Genomic DNA, 14,390 nt, shown 5'->3' with positions numbered 1-14,390 from the left:
GACCAGCAAGGAGCTTGACCATGACCCGTCGTACCCCGCTCGCACTTGCCATACTGCTCGCCTCCGGCCTTGCCGGCTCGGCCCAGGCGGCAGGGACCCTGCACTTCGCCAACTGGTCGGACTACTACCCGCCGGAGCTGTTGAAGAAGTTCGAGAAGGACACCGGCATCAAGGCCACCCTGGATGCCTACGACAGCAACGAGACCCTGTTGGCCAAGCTCAAGGCCGGTGGCGGTGCCTACGACGTGGTGGTCCCGTCTGACAGCTTCATCCAGATCATGGCCGGCGACGGACTGCTGCAGAAATTCGACAAGAGCAAGCTGCCCAACCTGAAGAACCTCAAGGCCAACTTCCAGACGCTCGACTTCGACCCCGGCCACGACTACAGCGTGCCTTACCTGTGGGGCACCACCGGCTACAGCTACGACAGCAAGCAGGTACCGGGCGGCAAGCTGGATGAGAGCTGGAAACCCTTCTTCGAGCCGCCGACCGAACTGAAAGGCAAGGTCGTCGCGCTGAACTCCATCGAAGACCTGTACATCGCCGCCTCCCACTACCTGTCCGTCGACCAGTGCACCGAAGACCCGAAGGAAGCGAAGAAGATCCAGGACCTCCTGCTGGCACAGAAGCCGCTCCTGGCGATGTACAACAGCGATGGCACCATTGAGCGCATGGCCGCCGGCGAAGTCGCCATGCACATGCAGTGGAACGGCGCCTTCCACCGCGCCCACGCCCAGCGCGATAGCCTGGTCTACGTCTATCCGAAGGAAGGCATCCACGTCTTCATCGACAACCTGGTGATTCCCAAGGACGCGGTGAACGTCGAGGAGGCCCACGCCTTCATCAACTGGATGATGTTGCCAGAGAACATCGCCGCCGCCTCCAACTTCGCCAAGTACAACAACGCCATCGAGGGCTCGGACAAGTTCATGGAGAAGGAACTGTTCGATGACCCGGCCATCAACACCCCGCAAGACAAGCTCGATCGCCTGCGCACCTTCAAACTCTGCTCGCCCAAGGCCCTGAGCCTGCGCAGCAAGGTGTGGACCAAGCTGAAGAAGTAAGCGACGCACTTGTCCCCCTCTCCCTCCGGGAGAGGGGCCGGGGGTGAGGGAAGCCTGGCTAAAGCACCAATGCCGCAGGATCGGACGGGTAGCATTCCTGCGGCCGAGGTGATGGGTTTCGCTGCGCTCTACGCCATCCTACGGATCCCCGCGCCACCAGAAAGTCTTCCACCCAATTGACAGAGACTAGAAAAAGCCGGCCAACCATGTTGGCCATTTCGATCCCTTTTTGACCCTTTGCGGGGTTCTGCGGCCTGCCGGGCGCTGACAGAATCGGAAATGCATGCCACTAGCAGGCGCCCCATGGCGGCGCCGATTCAACAAGAAAAATGGCTAGAGAGATACGACGATGTCCCGTGCACTTGCGCCTCGAATCACCCTTCCCCACTTCGTCCTGCGGACCCCGCAACTCCACCTTTACTGACTGCCCGCGCACAGCCGGATGCGCAACGGACCCGGCCTCGCACGCGCATGGATGGCTCGCATAGCGACCCAGGCGCCGCCCAGCGGCGCGCAGTAGATTGGAGAGAAGAATAAATGCCCACCCCGTCCGCCAGCCTCGAAAACAGCGGCAGCCTGCCCAACGATTTCACTCACAGCGCCCAGGGAACCGCCCTGCGCCGGATACTCGGGCTGCCCGCCCTGGTGTTCTTTGGCCTGGTCTACATGGTGCCGCTGACCATCTTCACCACCTACGGCGTGGTCACGCAGATGACTGGCGGCCGCACCGCCCTGGCCTATGTGGTGACTCTGCTGGCGATGATCTTCACCGCCCTGTCGTACAGCTTCATGGTCCGCCGCTACCCCATCGCTGGCTCCGCGTACTCCTATACCAGCCTGAGCTTCGGCGCTGGCGCGGGCTTCCTCACCGGCTGGTCGCTGCTGCTGGATTACCTGTTCCTGCCGATGATCAACTACCTGGTGATCGGCCTGTTCCTCAACGTGGCCTTCCCCGACGTACCGGCGTGGGTCTTCGTGGTCAGCGCCATTGCCCTGGTCACCGCGCTGAACGTTCGCGGCATCAATTCGGTGTCGAGCATGAGCAACCTGATCGTGGCCGCCCAGGTGGTGTTCGTCGTGGTGTTCCTGGCCATGGCCGGCAAGAGCCTGTTCGGCGCACCGATCGACTTCACCGCTCCCTTCATCGGCGACGGCAGCCAGCCGGGACTGGCACCGCTGATGGCTGGTGCGGCGGTGCTCTGCCTGTCCTTCCTCGGCTTCGACGCGGTATCGACCCTGGCCGAGGAAGCCCGCGATCCGCGGCGTGACATCCCGCGCGCCATCGTCATTACTACCCTGATTGCCGGTGCGCTGTTCTTCGTCCTGGCGCTGGTTTCCCAGTTGGTATTCCCCGGTAGCGTCTTCCAGGACGTCGACGCCGCTGCGAACGAAGTGATGCTGAAGGCTGGCGGGCAGTTCCTCGCTGCATTCTTCACCGCCATCTATGTCGCCGGCTCCGTCGGCTCGGCCCTGGCTTCCCAGGCCTCGGTGTCGCGCATCCTCTACAGCATGGGCCGCGACGGCATTCTTCCGCGCCGCCTGTTCGGCACCCTGTCTGGACGCTTCCAGACCCCGACCACCGCCATCCTGATCGTCTCGGCCGTGTCGCTGCTGGCGGTGGTGATCGACCTCGCTACCCTGGCATCGATGATCAGCTTCGGCGCCCTGGTGGCCTTCTCCGCCGTGAACCTGGCGGTGATCCGCACCCACCTGTTCGACGGCCGTCCGCGCCAGCCGGCTGACCTGCTGCGCTATGGCCTGATTCCGGCGATCGGTTTCGCCCTGATTGCCTGGCTCTGGACCAGCCTGTCGGGCCTGACCCTGGCCATCGGCCTCGGCTGGTTCGCCATTGGCCTGGCCTACCTGGCGGTTCAGACTGGCGGCTTCCGCCGCAAGGCGCCGCAGGTGCAATTCTCTGAGTTCGAATGACCCCGACTGACCCCTAGCCGCCCAGGAGACGCTGATGCTGACGATCTATTCCGACGACCACCACCTGCACCACGGCAAGCATGAGCTGATCGGTGGCCAGTTCACCCCCTGCTTCGAGAAACCGAGCCGCGCCGACATGGTGCTGGACCGCGCCAAGGCAGTGAACCTGGGTGCCATCCAGGCACCGACCGATTTTGGTCTGTCGCCCATCCTGCGGGTGCACAGCGAGGGGTTCGTAAACTTCCTGAAGACGGCCTGGAGCGAATGGCAGGCCAAGGGCCGCAGCCACGATATGCTGCCCATCGCCTGGCCGACCCGCCGCCTGCGCCAGGTGGAGCCGACCGATATCGACGGCCGCCTGGGCTATTACTCCTTCGATGCCGGTGCGCCGATCACTGCCGGCACCTGGCAGGCCATCACCAGCTCGGCCAATGTCGCCCTCAGCGGTCAGGCCGAACTGCGCAAGGGCGCCCGCGGCATCTTCTCCCTCTGCCGTCCGCCGGGCCACCACGCTGCCGCCGACTACATGGGCGGCTACTGCTACCTGAACAACGCGGCCATTGCCGTGCAGGCCATGCTGGACGCTGGCGCAAAGCGAGTCGCAGTACTGGACGTGGACTACCACCACGGCAACGGTACCCAGGACATCTTCTACGACCGCGCCGACGTGCTCTTCACCTCGATCCACGGCGATCCGCGCTTCGAGTACCCCTACTACCTGGGCTTCGCCGACGAGAAAGGCGTGGGAGCGGGAGAGGGCTTCAACTTCAACTACCCGCTGGCTTCAGGCATCGACTGGTCCGTCTGGAGCCTCGCCCTCGCCGACGCCTGCCGGCAGATCGCCGAATACGCCCCGGACGCGCTGGTGGTTTCACTGGGCGTGGATACGTTCAAGGAAGACCCGATTTCGCAGTTCAAGCTGGACAGCCCGGACTACCTGCGCATGGGCGAGATCATCGGCAAGCTCGGCCTGCAGACGCTGTTCGTGATGGAAGGGGGTTATGCGGTGGAGGAGATCGGCATCAACGCGATCAATGTGCTGCAGGGGTTCGATAGCGTGGCTTGAAGCGCTTTTCTTGTAGGGGCGAATTCATTCGCCAAGCAGGCCAAAGGTCTGCCCGGGCGTCCGCAGGGGGCTGCGTTGCAGCCCTTGGCGAATAAATTCGCCCCTACAGGTCCCGAGCAATTCCCTCTTGTCCTCGATCAGTTCACCCGCTCAACGAATTCCACATCCACTTCGCGGCCCATCAGGTCGCGGTCCACTTCGCCGGTCAGCTTGACCGTGGCCTTGTCGTCGATGGACATCGGCGGCCAGTCCTCATCGTCGATTTCCACCTTCATGGTGCCGGTGGCGTCCTTGAACTCGTAGATATCGCCCTTGATGCGGCGAACGATCTGCCCCTTCAGCACCACCGGAGCATCGTCGGTGGCTTCGAGGGCGGCGGCGACGGTACTGATCTGGGCATTGGCGCCCGGGCCTGTGTAGCTGTTGGCCATGACGGCGGTGGAGAACAGCGGTACGGCGAGCAGAGCGAGGTATTTGGCTTTCATGGAGATGATCCCGTGTGTTTGTAGATGACGGGATCAGGCTAAGGCGGCTAGCTGAAACGAGGCTTACAAGCGCCTTAAGCGAAGCTTAATGGCGCACCCTGCAGAGCGCGTCAGCTCGGATCGACGCTGGCGACCAGGTTCTTGCGGAATACGTAGAACAGGTTGGGCTCGCTGACGACGTAGATGTCACCGCTCTCGTCCATCGCCACGCCTTCAGCTCGGGGAATACGGCTGTCCAGGCCGTTCATGCCGCCGAGCAGGCTGATGAAGCTGACCGGTTCGCCCTGTTCATTCAGCTCCAGCAGCAGATTGGACTGGGCCGAGAGCACCAGCAGATGGCCGGTGCGCGGGTCGATGCTCAACGCCGAAAGGTTGCGCATGCCCAGGCCATAGCTGGGTAACGGACGCAGCGCTTCACCAAGGGTCTCGTTGCCATCGCTGCCCAGACTGAACAGGGCGACGGGGCCACGCTCCTTGCCGAGGATCAACTGGCCGTTGAGCGGGTCCCAGGCGATGCCTTCAAAGCCCTTGTTGCCCGAGTCCGGGAAGCCGAGGTCGAACTCGTTCGTCGCATCGGCGCTCAGTTCACGGGTTTCCGGGTCCAGTTCGAAGATCGACAGCGTACGGCGGCGCTCGTCGGTCACCGCCACATGGCCGCCTTCGAGTACGGCCACGCCTTCGGGGTTGGAGAAGCCCTTCAGCGGAATCTTGCGCAGCACCTCGCCCTCACGGCTCAGCTCCACCAGGGTGGGCGACTTGCCGGTGACGGTGAACAGGGTCCCGGTAACGGGGTTGTAGGCCAGGTCGGAGGTTTCGTCGTTCTCCAGACCGGCCAGGGGCTTGCCCTGCAGCACGGCCTTGTAGCCCGGCAGCCAGATGCTGGCGGCGCGCTGTTCCTGACTCGCCTGCTGCTCGCCGACCCACACCAGGGCACGGTCATCCCAGTGCATGTACCGGGTCAGCGCGGTGGCGCCGGCGGCAATGGCGACCAGGCCCAGCATCAGTCGGCGACGGCTAACGAACGACAGGAGGCGGCGCGGCATCAGGTACTACTCAAAAAAAGGGTCGGCAATAGATAGCCAAATGCCAGTGAAAGTTCCGTGAAACCCCGACCGGCGGTCGGCTGGGTCAGATGACCCGGCTTTCGAAGCGACTGTGCCCTACCAGTTCCAGCACAAGTTCGTCGCCCTGGTTCAGCGGGCCGACGCCCACCGGCGTGCCGGTGAGGATGACGTCGCCCGGCTGCAGGCTGAAGTGGCCGGCCATGTGCTGGATCAGCGGGAGGATGGCATTGAGCATGTCGCGGCTGTTGCCGTCCTGGCGGACTTCGCCGTTGACGCTCAGGCGGATGCCGATGTCGTCGAGACGCTCCGGGGCGTCGCCGGGCACGAAGGGCGCCAGTACACAGGCACCATCGAAGGACTTGGCGATTTCCCAGGGCAGGCCCTTCTCCTTCAGCTTCGCCTGCACGTCTCGCAGGGTCAGGTCCAGGGCCGGGGCGAAGCCGGAAATGGCGTCGCGCACTTCCTCTTCATCAGGACGGCGCGACAGCGGCTTGCCGATCAGCACGGCGATTTCCGCCTCGTAGTGCACCGAACCGCGATCCAGCGGAATGCTGAAGCCACCCACCAGCGGCACCGTGCAGGAGCCCGGCTTGATGAACAGCAGCGGTTCGGTCGGCACAGGGTTGTTCAGTTCCTTGGCGTGCTCGGCGTAGTTGCGACCGACGCAGACCACCTTGCCCAGGGAAAAGTGGATCGAGGTGCCATCGACATACTGGTGCTGGTAGCTCATTTACCGACTCCTGAACGGTGCATAAAGCAAACGGCGGATGATCCTTCCGGAGTCATCCGCCGCCTTCGCGCTTAATTAAAGATTTTCCCGGGGTTCATGATCCCGTTCGGATCAAACACCGCCTTGATCGCCTTCATCACCGCAATCTCAGGCTCCGAACGGCTGTAGCCGAGGTAATCGCGCTTGGTCATGCCCACGCCGTGCTCGGCGGAGATCGAGCCGTTGTACTTCTGCACGGTCTCGAACACCCACTTGTTCACGGTGGCGCACTTGGCGAAGAACTCGTCCTTGGACAGGTTGTCCGGCTTGAGGATGTTCAAATGCAGGTTGCCGTCGCCGATGTGGCCGAACCAGACCACTTCGAAGTCCGGGTAATTGGATTCGACGATGGCGTCGATGTCGTGCAGGAAGGCCGGCACCTTGGAAACGGTGACCGAAATGTCGTTCTTGTACGGCGTCCAGTGGGAGATGGTCTCGGAGATGTACTCGCGCAGCTTCCACAGGTTCTGCAGTTGTTGCTCGCTCTGGCTCATCACGCCATCCAGCACCCAGCCCTGCTCGACGCAATGCTCAAAGGTGGCCAGGGCGTCGTTGGCGATCTCCTCGCTAGCGGCTTCGAACTCCAGCAGCGCATAGAAGGGGCACTCGGTCTCGAAGGGCGCCGGCACGTCACCACGGGCCAGGACCTTGGCCATGGCCTTGTCGGAGAAGAACTCGAAGGCGGTGAGATCCAGCTTGCTCTGGAAAGCGTGCAGCACCGGCATGATGGAGTCGAGGTCCGGGGAACCCAGCACCATCGCAGTGAGGTTCTTCGGCGCGCGGTCAAGGCGCATCGTGGCTTCGACCACGAAGCCCAGGGTGCCTTCAGCGCCGATGAACAGCTGACGCATGTCGTAGCCGGTGGCGTTCTTGATCAGGTCGCGGTTCAGCTCCAGCAGGTCGCCGGCGCCGGTGACCACCTTCAGGCCGGCCACCCAGTTACGGGTCATGCCGTAGCGAATCACCTTGATCCCGCCGGCATTGGTGCCGATGTTGCCGCCAAGCTGGCTGGAACCTGCGGACGCGAAGTCCACCGGGTAGTACAGGCCCTTTTCCTCGGCGAAGTTCTGCAGCTGCTCGGTGATCACGCCCGGCTGGCAGACCACGGTGCGGTCGAACTCGTTGAATTCGAGGATCTGGTTCATGTAATCGAAAGCGACGACCACTTCGCCATTGGCCGCTACGGCCGCGGCGGAAAGGCCGGTACGACCGCCGGACGGTACCAGCGCCACCTTGTGCTGGTTGGCCCAGCGAACGATGGCCTGAACCTGCTCGATGCTCTTGGGAAAGACGATGGCGCTCGGCGCGGGGGCGAAATGCTTCGTCCAGTCCTTGCCATAGGCGTCCAGGGAAGCGGCATCGGTCAGTACCTTGCCGGGTTCAACCAGGGTCTTCAGCTCTTCGATCAGGGCAGCGTTGGTCATCAGCGAAACTCTCAAATCATTCATGGTCGCCCTGAGAACGTTTCAGGTCGCAACCGAGCAAGGAAAAAGGAGATCATGCTAGCATACGCACCCCGTGAATCGTGCGCTCCAGCCGATATTCCGGGTAGCAGCCCGCGCTCCCCCACGGCCCGCTTCTGACATTTTTACCGGGATACATAGGTACGCAGATGAGCAAGACCTCTCTCGAAAAGAGCAAGATCAAGTTCCTTCTCCTCGAAGGCGTCCACCAGAACGCCGTGGACACCCTGAAGGCCGCCGGCTACACCAACATCGAGTACCTCAAGGGCGCCCTCTCGGGTGACGAACTGAAGGAAAAGATCGCCGACGTGCATTTCATCGGCATTCGCTCGCGCACCCAGCTCACCGACGATGTGTTCGACTGCGCCAAGAAGCTCATCGCCGTCGGCTGCTTCTGCATTGGCACCAACCAGGTCAACCTGAGTGCCGCCCGCGAGCGAGGCATCGCCGTATTCAACGCTCCTTATTCCAACACCCGCTCGGTAGCCGAGCTGGTGCTGGCTCAGGCCATCCTGTTGCTGCGCGGCATTCCGGAGAAGAACGCCTCCTGCCACCGCGGCGGCTGGATCAAGTCCGCAGCCAACTCCTTCGAAATCCGCGGCAAGAAGCTGGGTATCGTCGGCTACGGTTCCATCGGCACCCAGCTCTCCGTGCTGGCCGAGGCCCTGGGCATGCAGGTGTTCTTCTATGACACCGTGACCAAGCTGCCGCTGGGTAACGCCACCCAGGTGGGCAACCTGCATGAGCTGCTGGGCATGTCCGACATCGTCTCCCTGCACGTGCCCGAGCTGCCGTCCACCCAATGGATGATCGGCGAGAAGGAAATCCGCGCCATCAAGAAAGGCGGCATCCTGATCAACGCCGCCCGCGGCACCGTGGTCGAGCTGGATCACCTGGCCGCCGCCATCAAGGATGAGCACCTGATCGGCGCCGCCATCGACGTGTTCCCGGTCGAGCCCAAGTCCAACGACGAAGAGTTCGAGAGCCCGCTGCGTGGCCTGGACCGCGTGATCCTGACCCCGCACATCGGCGGTTCCACTGCCGAGGCCCAGGCCAACATTGGCCTGGAAGTGGCCGAGAAGCTGGTGAAGTACAGCGACAACGGTACCTCGGTGTCCTCCGTGAACTTCCCTGAAGTGGCCCTGCCGTCCCACCCGGGCAAGCACCGCCTGCTGCACATCCACGAGAACGTGCCGGGCGTGATGAGCGAGATCAACAAGGTGTTCGCCGACAACGGCATCAACATCTCCGGTCAGTACCTGCAGACCGACGAGAAAGTTGGTTACGTGGTGATCGACGTCGATGCCGAGTACTCGGACCTCGCCCTCGAGAAGCTGCAGCACGTGAGTGGCACCATCCGCAGCCGCGTCCTGTTCTAACGCGGGGCTGCTGCGCGTCGGCGATCATTCGCCAGACATGAAAAAGGGAGGCCTCGGCCTCCCTTTTTCTTTTCCAGCGTCTTTACTTGACCGTCACGGTGATGGATTGCGAGATCACCGGCGGCTCCAGCGGTACGTGGTTCTTGTCCCCCACCAGCAGTTGCAGGGTGTGCTTGCCGGGCGGCAGGGTGACCTGGGTTTCGGTCTGACCCTTGCCGAAGTGGCGGATGCTGTCGGTCATGGGCAGCGGCCGGTCCATTTCCGGCTGTTCGGCGAGGCCGATCAACAGATGGTGGTGGCCGGTTGCGGGCACATCCACGCCAGCCGGCGCGACGCCCATGCCCTTGAGACCGAACTTCACGGTAAAGGTCTGGCCGACGGCGGCACCGTCAGCCGGTTCGATGAAGTACACCTGCGCGCCTTCGGGCGCCGGGGTCCGTGGAAGAGCGGCCAAGGTGGCGGTGGCGGCGCCAAGCAGCAGGGCGCCAAGGCTCAGGAAAGACAAAGTCCTCATTACACATCTCCATGTTTTGTGAGCCAGATACCAGACCCTATGCAACCAGTTAGGTTCACCTGCTGTCCGAGCAAGGCGCCGTATCTGCGCCAGCGGAAAAACCATAACGAATCGAGGAAGTCCCCCATGCGTCTGCTTTACTGCCTGCCCACCCTGTTCGCCCTGCTGAGCCCGCTGGCCCAGGCCGAATTGCTCGATGATGTCTGGGAGCGCGGCAGCCTGCGAATCGCCCTGGAGGAGAACAACCCGCCCTACAGCTACCGGGAGAACGCCAAGCTGACCGGCTTCGACGTGGCCTTGGGCCGCGCCCTGGCTGCGGAAATGAATGTGGATGCGGAGTTCGTCGTGGACGACGACGGCAAGATGCTCGAAGGCTTGCAGAGCGGTCGTTATGACATCGCCCTGGACCGGGTCGCCGCACCCGCCGATGGCGAGCAGACCCTGGAGTTCAGCGAACCCTACGTCTTTCCCGTGAGCGAGACCGAGGGCAATCTGGCGCAGCCCATGACGATTCCCTTCCAGAAAGGCAATCCCGCCTTCCGCGACACCCTCAACCGCGCCCTGATCAAGCTGCGCAGCGAGGGCAAGCTCGGCGCGCTGTCGACGCAATGGCTGGGCAAGGACCTGAGCCAGCCACCGACTGCCGCCAAGCGCTGAGGCTCAGCCTTCGTCCAGTTCGGCCAGGCGCGCAGCGGCCTGGGCCAGCTCCTCTTCGCTGAAGACCTCGACACCGGCGCGGCGCAGAGCTGCGGCGGTCACGCCTTCGCCGGCGACACGAACGCCGCTGAAACTGCCGTCGTAGTTCTCCCGATTACCGCACGAAGGACTGCGGGCCTTGAGCAACGCGATACGGATCCCGTTGCGCGCCATCAGATCCAGGGCAATGCGTGCACCGGCGACGAACTCGTCGGTCACGTCCTGGCCGTCGTCGGTGAGCACCGGCAGTTCGCCGTCCAGCACGGCGCCGCCGCGGCCACCGTCGATCTCGGCTGGCGCCCGGGGCGTCGGCAGGCCGCCGGCCACTTCCGGGCATAGCGGCACGATGCGCCCCTCCGCCTGCCAGCGCTCCAACAGGTCGAACGGCCCGTGGGCGCCGCCGTCATAACGGACCTTTTGCTCGAGCAGGCAACGGCTGACCAGGATCTTCTGCATCTTCATCTCCAGAGGGGAACCGTCGTAGTCACCCCGGGTAACACCGGTGGCGCCCGCGCGAATCGGCGCCTGATCGAAGGTAGGGCCTTGGCCCGTTAACTGCCAAGCCGTTCTCGGAGGCAGGCGACGAGCTTCCCCATCCTTCGGCTGGAAGCGCCCCGCGCCACTGGCTGTGGCGCCTGCGCCCCTCCAGACTGCGCGCAACCTGCACAGGAGCGTGCCATGCCCAGAACAACCCACAACCTGCGCCTCGCACTGGCTTGCGGCACCGCCCTGCTCAGCGGCACCGGCCAGGCCGCCCTCGAATCCCTGGACAACCAGGCCCTCAGCGAAATCAGCGGCCAGGCTGGAATCAACCTGCGCCTGGACGTCATGGCGCGCATCGACAGCATCAGCTGGAACGACGATGGCGGCAGCCTGTCATTGCGCAATGTGCGCATCGACAACGGCTGCCTCAAGCCCGGCGACTGCCCCAATGGTGCCGGTGGCAGCTTTCCCCTGGGAGCTGCGCAGCTCGGCCTCACCCTGCCCATCTTCGGCGTCGATCAACCGACCCTGAAGGTCGACGTGGTGAAGAATTCAACCGGTACCCAGCAAGTCCGCCTGGAGCTGCCCGACCTCACCACCATCAACGACCAGCTCCAGGGCAGCGGCATTCCGGCCCAACGCATCCGCGTACGGGTCGCCGCCGACATGCACATCGGCGAAAGCCGGATCGGCAGCCTGGAAATTCGCGATATCACCGACCTGCGCGGCAACTTCCGAGTCTGGGGCCACTGACGGACCCCGGCTTCAGAGCGGGCCGCCGCGGCGCCGGAACCACCCGGTGAGGGACAGCCGCTCGCGGTTCGCCGGCAGGACCTCGTGGGGCACTTCAGCAGACAGGAACACCACCAGGCTGCCGCCCTCGGGCAGCACATCTCGTTCACCTTGAGTCAGGTACAGGCGCAATTCACCGCCCTGCTCCGGCTGCCAGTCGGCGTTCAGATAGGCCACCACCGACACGGCCCGGCGGTCATCGTCGCGGAAACGGTCCAGGTGCTTCTGGTAGAAGGCCCCGGGCGGATAGCAGGCGAAGTGGCATTCGAAATCTTCCAGGCCCAGGTAGAGCTCACGGTTGAGCAGTTGGCGCAGCTCGTCCATCAACGCCAGATAGGCATCGCTGGCGGCCGACTGGCCGGGCTCCAGCCACTGGATACGGTCGCCGCGCACCCCTTCGCGAACCTGCTGCCCGTCTCCACGGCCGATGGAAGCCGGCGCGAGCGCGCCCGCTGCTTCGCGAGCGCGGCATTCATCGGCCAGGGCAAGGGTAAGGTCGGCAGGCAGCATCAGGCACTGGTGGGACCAGCCCTGGCTGGCCAGGTCGTCGGCGATCGGAGTGAGCACGGGGCGTTCTGCGGGTAGCGGCATGATCGCGGAATTCTACCAGCGAGCAGGAAATTACCTACATGCACTGATGAAGATTCCGACACCTCGACAATAAAGCCCGAGTCCGCTGAGAATAGCCGCACGCTCAACCCCGCAACGCCCAACCCGCCGCCACCGCCTTGCCCGCCGAACCGATGCCGTACGCGTGGGTCCGATACGAACAGCGGACTGCGTCATCAAGGAGACTCCATGCGCCTGCTCTTCGCCGTCACCCTCCTCCTCTTCGGTTTGCCTGCCCTGGCCGACGACCACGCCAGCCTCTACCAGGTGGCCGGCTGGCCGGAGCAACGCGCGCACTTCAACGACGCCCTGACGGCGGCCCAGCAGCGTTACCAGAAGACTTTGCCGCCGGCGGTCTACCAGGCACTGGTCGAAAACAGCAACCGTCGTTTCCAGCCCCAGGCCATCGACCAGCGCGCCCAGGTTGCGCTGCGTAATCAGCTTCAGGACCCGCGTCCGGCACTGGCCTTCTTCCAGTCGCCGCTGGGCAAGAAGATCATCGCTGCGGAAACCCTGGCGACCCGCCGCGACCAGCTGGCGAAGCATGCCAATGGCCTGCCGCGCATCGAGGCTGAATCCACCCGCCGCCTGCTGATCGGCCACCTGGCGCAAGCCCTGCCGGCCCGCGAAGCCGGCGCGGAAGTCAGCCTGGCCCTGGCCGGCGTTGCTGCCGACAGCCTGAGCCAGATGCTTCCCGGCCTGCTCGGTGGCGGCCAGGCCCAAGGCATGATCGATGGCCAGCGTCAGCGGCTGATGGAGCAGATCGGCAACGACCTGGATAACACCCTGCTCTACGTCTACCGCGACCTCTCCGATCCGGAGCTGGAAGAGTTCGTCACCTTTGCCGAATCCACCGACGGCAAGGCCTACTACCAGGCCGCCCTGGCCGCCGTGCGCGCCGGCCTCGCGGTGGGCCAGGACGCTTCCGCCCAGCAGGGGCTCTGAATGCTTTTCGTAGGTTGGTGCTGAGCGAAGCCCAACAAGGGGCCTTCAAGGCGGCTACGGATGTGGGGCCGGCTCCTACCTACGAAAACTACCCCAACCTTTCCCGCAAGAAGCCAAAGTACCGGTCCCGATAGGCCGGCGCCTCGTTCACCAGATGATGCCCGGCGCCTTCCAGCATCAGCACTTCAGGCTGATCGAACTTCTCCGCCAGCACGGCGAGGTTGTGCCGCCAGTCCACCGTCATGTCGCCATCGCCCTGGATCACCAGTGGCCGGCGACGGCTGCGTTGCGCCTTTTCGATCCGCGGCACCCAACGCGCCAGGGCCCCGACCCAGGCCGTAGGCAGGGTTTGCGGCTGCAACGGGTCCTTGTGGTGAACGAACTCGATGAACTCGGCATCGCTGGAATTGACGCTGAATCGACGGGGAATTCCCTCGACGAAGTGCCGTATCAATTGGTAGCTGAATTTCGACCAGGCCCAGGCGCGCGGCCGCACCAGTGGTGCGAACAGCAGGGTCTCGCCCAGCTCCGGACGTGGCGTGCCGGTGAGCAGGTAATCCAGCAGGATGGCGCCGCCGGTGCTCTGTCCGGCCAGATGCCAAGGCTGCGGCAAGTCCAGCGCCGCCGCCTCGCCCAGCAAGGCCTGGAGGGTGGCCTGATACTCGGCGAAATCACCGATGCTGGCCCGCGTGCCGCTGGACAGCCCATGGCCGGGCAGGTCGCAGGCGATCACCGCGAAGCCCATGCCCAGCGCCCAGTCCACCAGGTGGCCGTAAAGCCCCATGTGGTCGTAGTAGCCGTGCAGCATCACCAGGCTGGCCCGTGGCTCGGGCGGCAGCCAGAGCTGGGTCACCAGTGAATACCCGGCCGCCTCGACGCAGCCCAGACGTGCCTGAACGCCAGGATGGCGCGCAGCGAAGTCCAGCCGGTAGAAGGTCCGATAGGTCTGGGCCTGACGCAGGTCAGCGGCGCCTGCGGCCAAGGGTCGCAATAACGGACGCAGGAGATCGGGATGGAACTGGTCTGGCATCGGGCTTTCCCTGGAGGAGGCAAATCTGTCCACAGGACCGTACGGGGCCCTGACCGGCTGCCGATATTCTGCTGCCCGAGGCAACGTGGCAAGCTACGCGCC

The 14,390-nt window shown here is 64.1% G+C and carries 15 protein-coding genes; 7 read left to right on the top strand and 8 right to left on the bottom strand.

What is annotated here, in order from left to right; genetic code table 11:
• The first annotated feature begins 20 nt into the window (after positions 1-20).
• The 3 genes from MnOB_RS10550 (at position 21) to MnOB_RS10540 (ending at position 4,059) form a co-directional block, all read left to right on the top strand.
• Positions 21-1,064 carry an ABC transporter substrate-binding protein gene (locus MnOB_RS10550; RefSeq protein ID WP_077524173.1) on the top strand — a complete coding sequence of 348 codons (1,044 nt, stop codon included), beginning with the start codon at positions 21-23 and terminating at the stop codon, positions 1,062-1,064.
• 537 nt (positions 1,065-1,601) lie between these two features.
• Positions 1,602-2,993, top strand: coding sequence for an APC family permease (locus MnOB_RS10545; protein WP_077524172.1), 1,392 nt, complete (start codon positions 1,602-1,604; stop codon positions 2,991-2,993).
• 34 nt (positions 2,994-3,027) lie between these two features.
• Complete coding sequence (locus tag MnOB_RS10540; protein WP_077524171.1) at positions 3,028-4,059, top strand: histone deacetylase family protein; 1,032 nt, start codon at positions 3,028-3,030, stop codon at positions 4,057-4,059.
• 137 nt (positions 4,060-4,196) lie between these two features.
• Here the strand turns inward: MnOB_RS10540 and MnOB_RS10535 are convergent, their stop codons facing one another.
• The 4 genes from MnOB_RS10535 to MnOB_RS10520 all read right to left on the bottom strand — a co-directional run bounded on the left by MnOB_RS10535 (position 4,197) and on the right by MnOB_RS10520 (position 7,801).
• Entirely contained in the window at positions 4,197-4,544 is a 348-nt protein-coding gene (locus MnOB_RS10535; RefSeq protein ID WP_077524170.1) for a NirD/YgiW/YdeI family stress tolerance protein, read from the bottom strand.
• 110 nt (positions 4,545-4,654) lie between these two features.
• Positions 4,655-5,587 carry an SdiA-regulated domain-containing protein gene (locus MnOB_RS10530; RefSeq protein ID WP_077524169.1) on the bottom strand — a complete coding sequence of 311 codons (933 nt, stop codon included), beginning with the start codon at positions 5,585-5,587 and terminating at the stop codon, positions 4,655-4,657.
• A gap of 85 nt (positions 5,588-5,672) precedes the next feature.
• Positions 5,673-6,338 (bottom strand): fumarylacetoacetate hydrolase family protein, encoded by a 666-nt coding sequence (locus MnOB_RS10525; protein WP_077524168.1) that lies wholly within the window; start codon positions 6,336-6,338, stop codon positions 5,673-5,675.
• A gap of 71 nt (positions 6,339-6,409) precedes the next feature.
• Positions 6,410-7,801: an FAD-binding oxidoreductase gene (locus tag MnOB_RS10520; protein ID WP_077524167.1), complete on the bottom strand. Its 1,392-nt coding sequence runs from the start codon at positions 7,799-7,801 to the stop codon at positions 6,410-6,412.
• Between the two features lie 188 nt (positions 7,802-7,989).
• On the opposite strand from MnOB_RS10520, the gene serA reads away from it, so the two are divergent.
• On the top strand, positions 7,990-9,219 hold the full coding sequence (serA, locus tag MnOB_RS10515) for a phosphoglycerate dehydrogenase (RefSeq protein WP_077524166.1): 1,230 nt from the start codon (positions 7,990-7,992) through the stop codon (positions 9,217-9,219).
• Positions 9,220-9,301: 82 nt separating this feature from the next.
• Here serA and MnOB_RS10510 read toward each other — a convergent pair whose 3' ends face one another.
• Complete coding sequence (locus MnOB_RS10510) at positions 9,302-9,733, bottom strand: DUF4399 domain-containing protein (protein WP_077524165.1); 432 nt, start codon at positions 9,731-9,733, stop codon at positions 9,302-9,304.
• Positions 9,734-9,859: 126 nt separating this feature from the next.
• On the opposite strand from MnOB_RS10510, the gene MnOB_RS10505 reads away from it, so the two are divergent.
• Positions 9,860-10,390 (top strand): transporter substrate-binding domain-containing protein, encoded by a 531-nt coding sequence (locus MnOB_RS10505; RefSeq protein ID WP_077524164.1) that lies wholly within the window; start codon positions 9,860-9,862, stop codon positions 10,388-10,390.
• 3 nt (positions 10,391-10,393) lie between these two features.
• Here the strand turns inward: MnOB_RS10505 and MnOB_RS10500 are convergent, their stop codons facing one another.
• Complete coding sequence (locus MnOB_RS10500; RefSeq protein ID WP_077524163.1) at positions 10,394-10,885, bottom strand: 2-thiouracil desulfurase family protein; 492 nt, start codon at positions 10,883-10,885, stop codon at positions 10,394-10,396.
• 222 nt (positions 10,886-11,107) lie between these two features.
• Here MnOB_RS10500 and MnOB_RS10495 point away from each other — a divergent pair, with 222 nt between their 5' ends.
• Positions 11,108-11,665, top strand: a complete 558-nt coding sequence (locus tag MnOB_RS10495; RefSeq protein ID WP_107504058.1) for a DUF6160 family protein — start codon at positions 11,108-11,110, stop codon at positions 11,663-11,665.
• Between the two features lie 12 nt (positions 11,666-11,677).
• Here MnOB_RS10495 and MnOB_RS10490 read toward each other — a convergent pair whose 3' ends face one another.
• Positions 11,678-12,295 (bottom strand): 2OG-Fe(II) oxygenase, encoded by a 618-nt coding sequence (locus MnOB_RS10490; RefSeq protein ID WP_077524162.1) that lies wholly within the window; start codon positions 12,293-12,295, stop codon positions 11,678-11,680.
• Between the two features lie 207 nt (positions 12,296-12,502).
• Between MnOB_RS10490 and MnOB_RS10485 the strand changes: the two genes are divergently transcribed.
• Positions 12,503-13,258 (top strand): DUF2059 domain-containing protein, encoded by a 756-nt coding sequence (locus MnOB_RS10485; RefSeq protein WP_077524161.1) that lies wholly within the window; start codon positions 12,503-12,505, stop codon positions 13,256-13,258.
• Between the two features lie 88 nt (positions 13,259-13,346).
• Here the strand turns inward: MnOB_RS10485 and bipL are convergent, their stop codons facing one another.
• The gene (bipL, locus tag MnOB_RS10480; RefSeq protein ID WP_077524160.1) at positions 13,347-14,288 is read right to left on the bottom strand and encodes a phospholipase BipL; all 942 of its coding nucleotides are present in this window, start codon (positions 14,286-14,288) and stop codon (positions 13,347-13,349) included.
• Between the last annotated feature and the right edge of the window lie 102 nt (positions 14,289-14,390).

This window comes from Metapseudomonas resinovorans, assembly GCF_002003485.1.
GTDB classification, from domain to species: domain Bacteria; phylum Pseudomonadota; class Gammaproteobacteria; order Pseudomonadales; family Pseudomonadaceae; genus Metapseudomonas; species Metapseudomonas resinovorans_D.
This window is presented reverse-complemented; position numbering and strand designations above follow the sequence as displayed.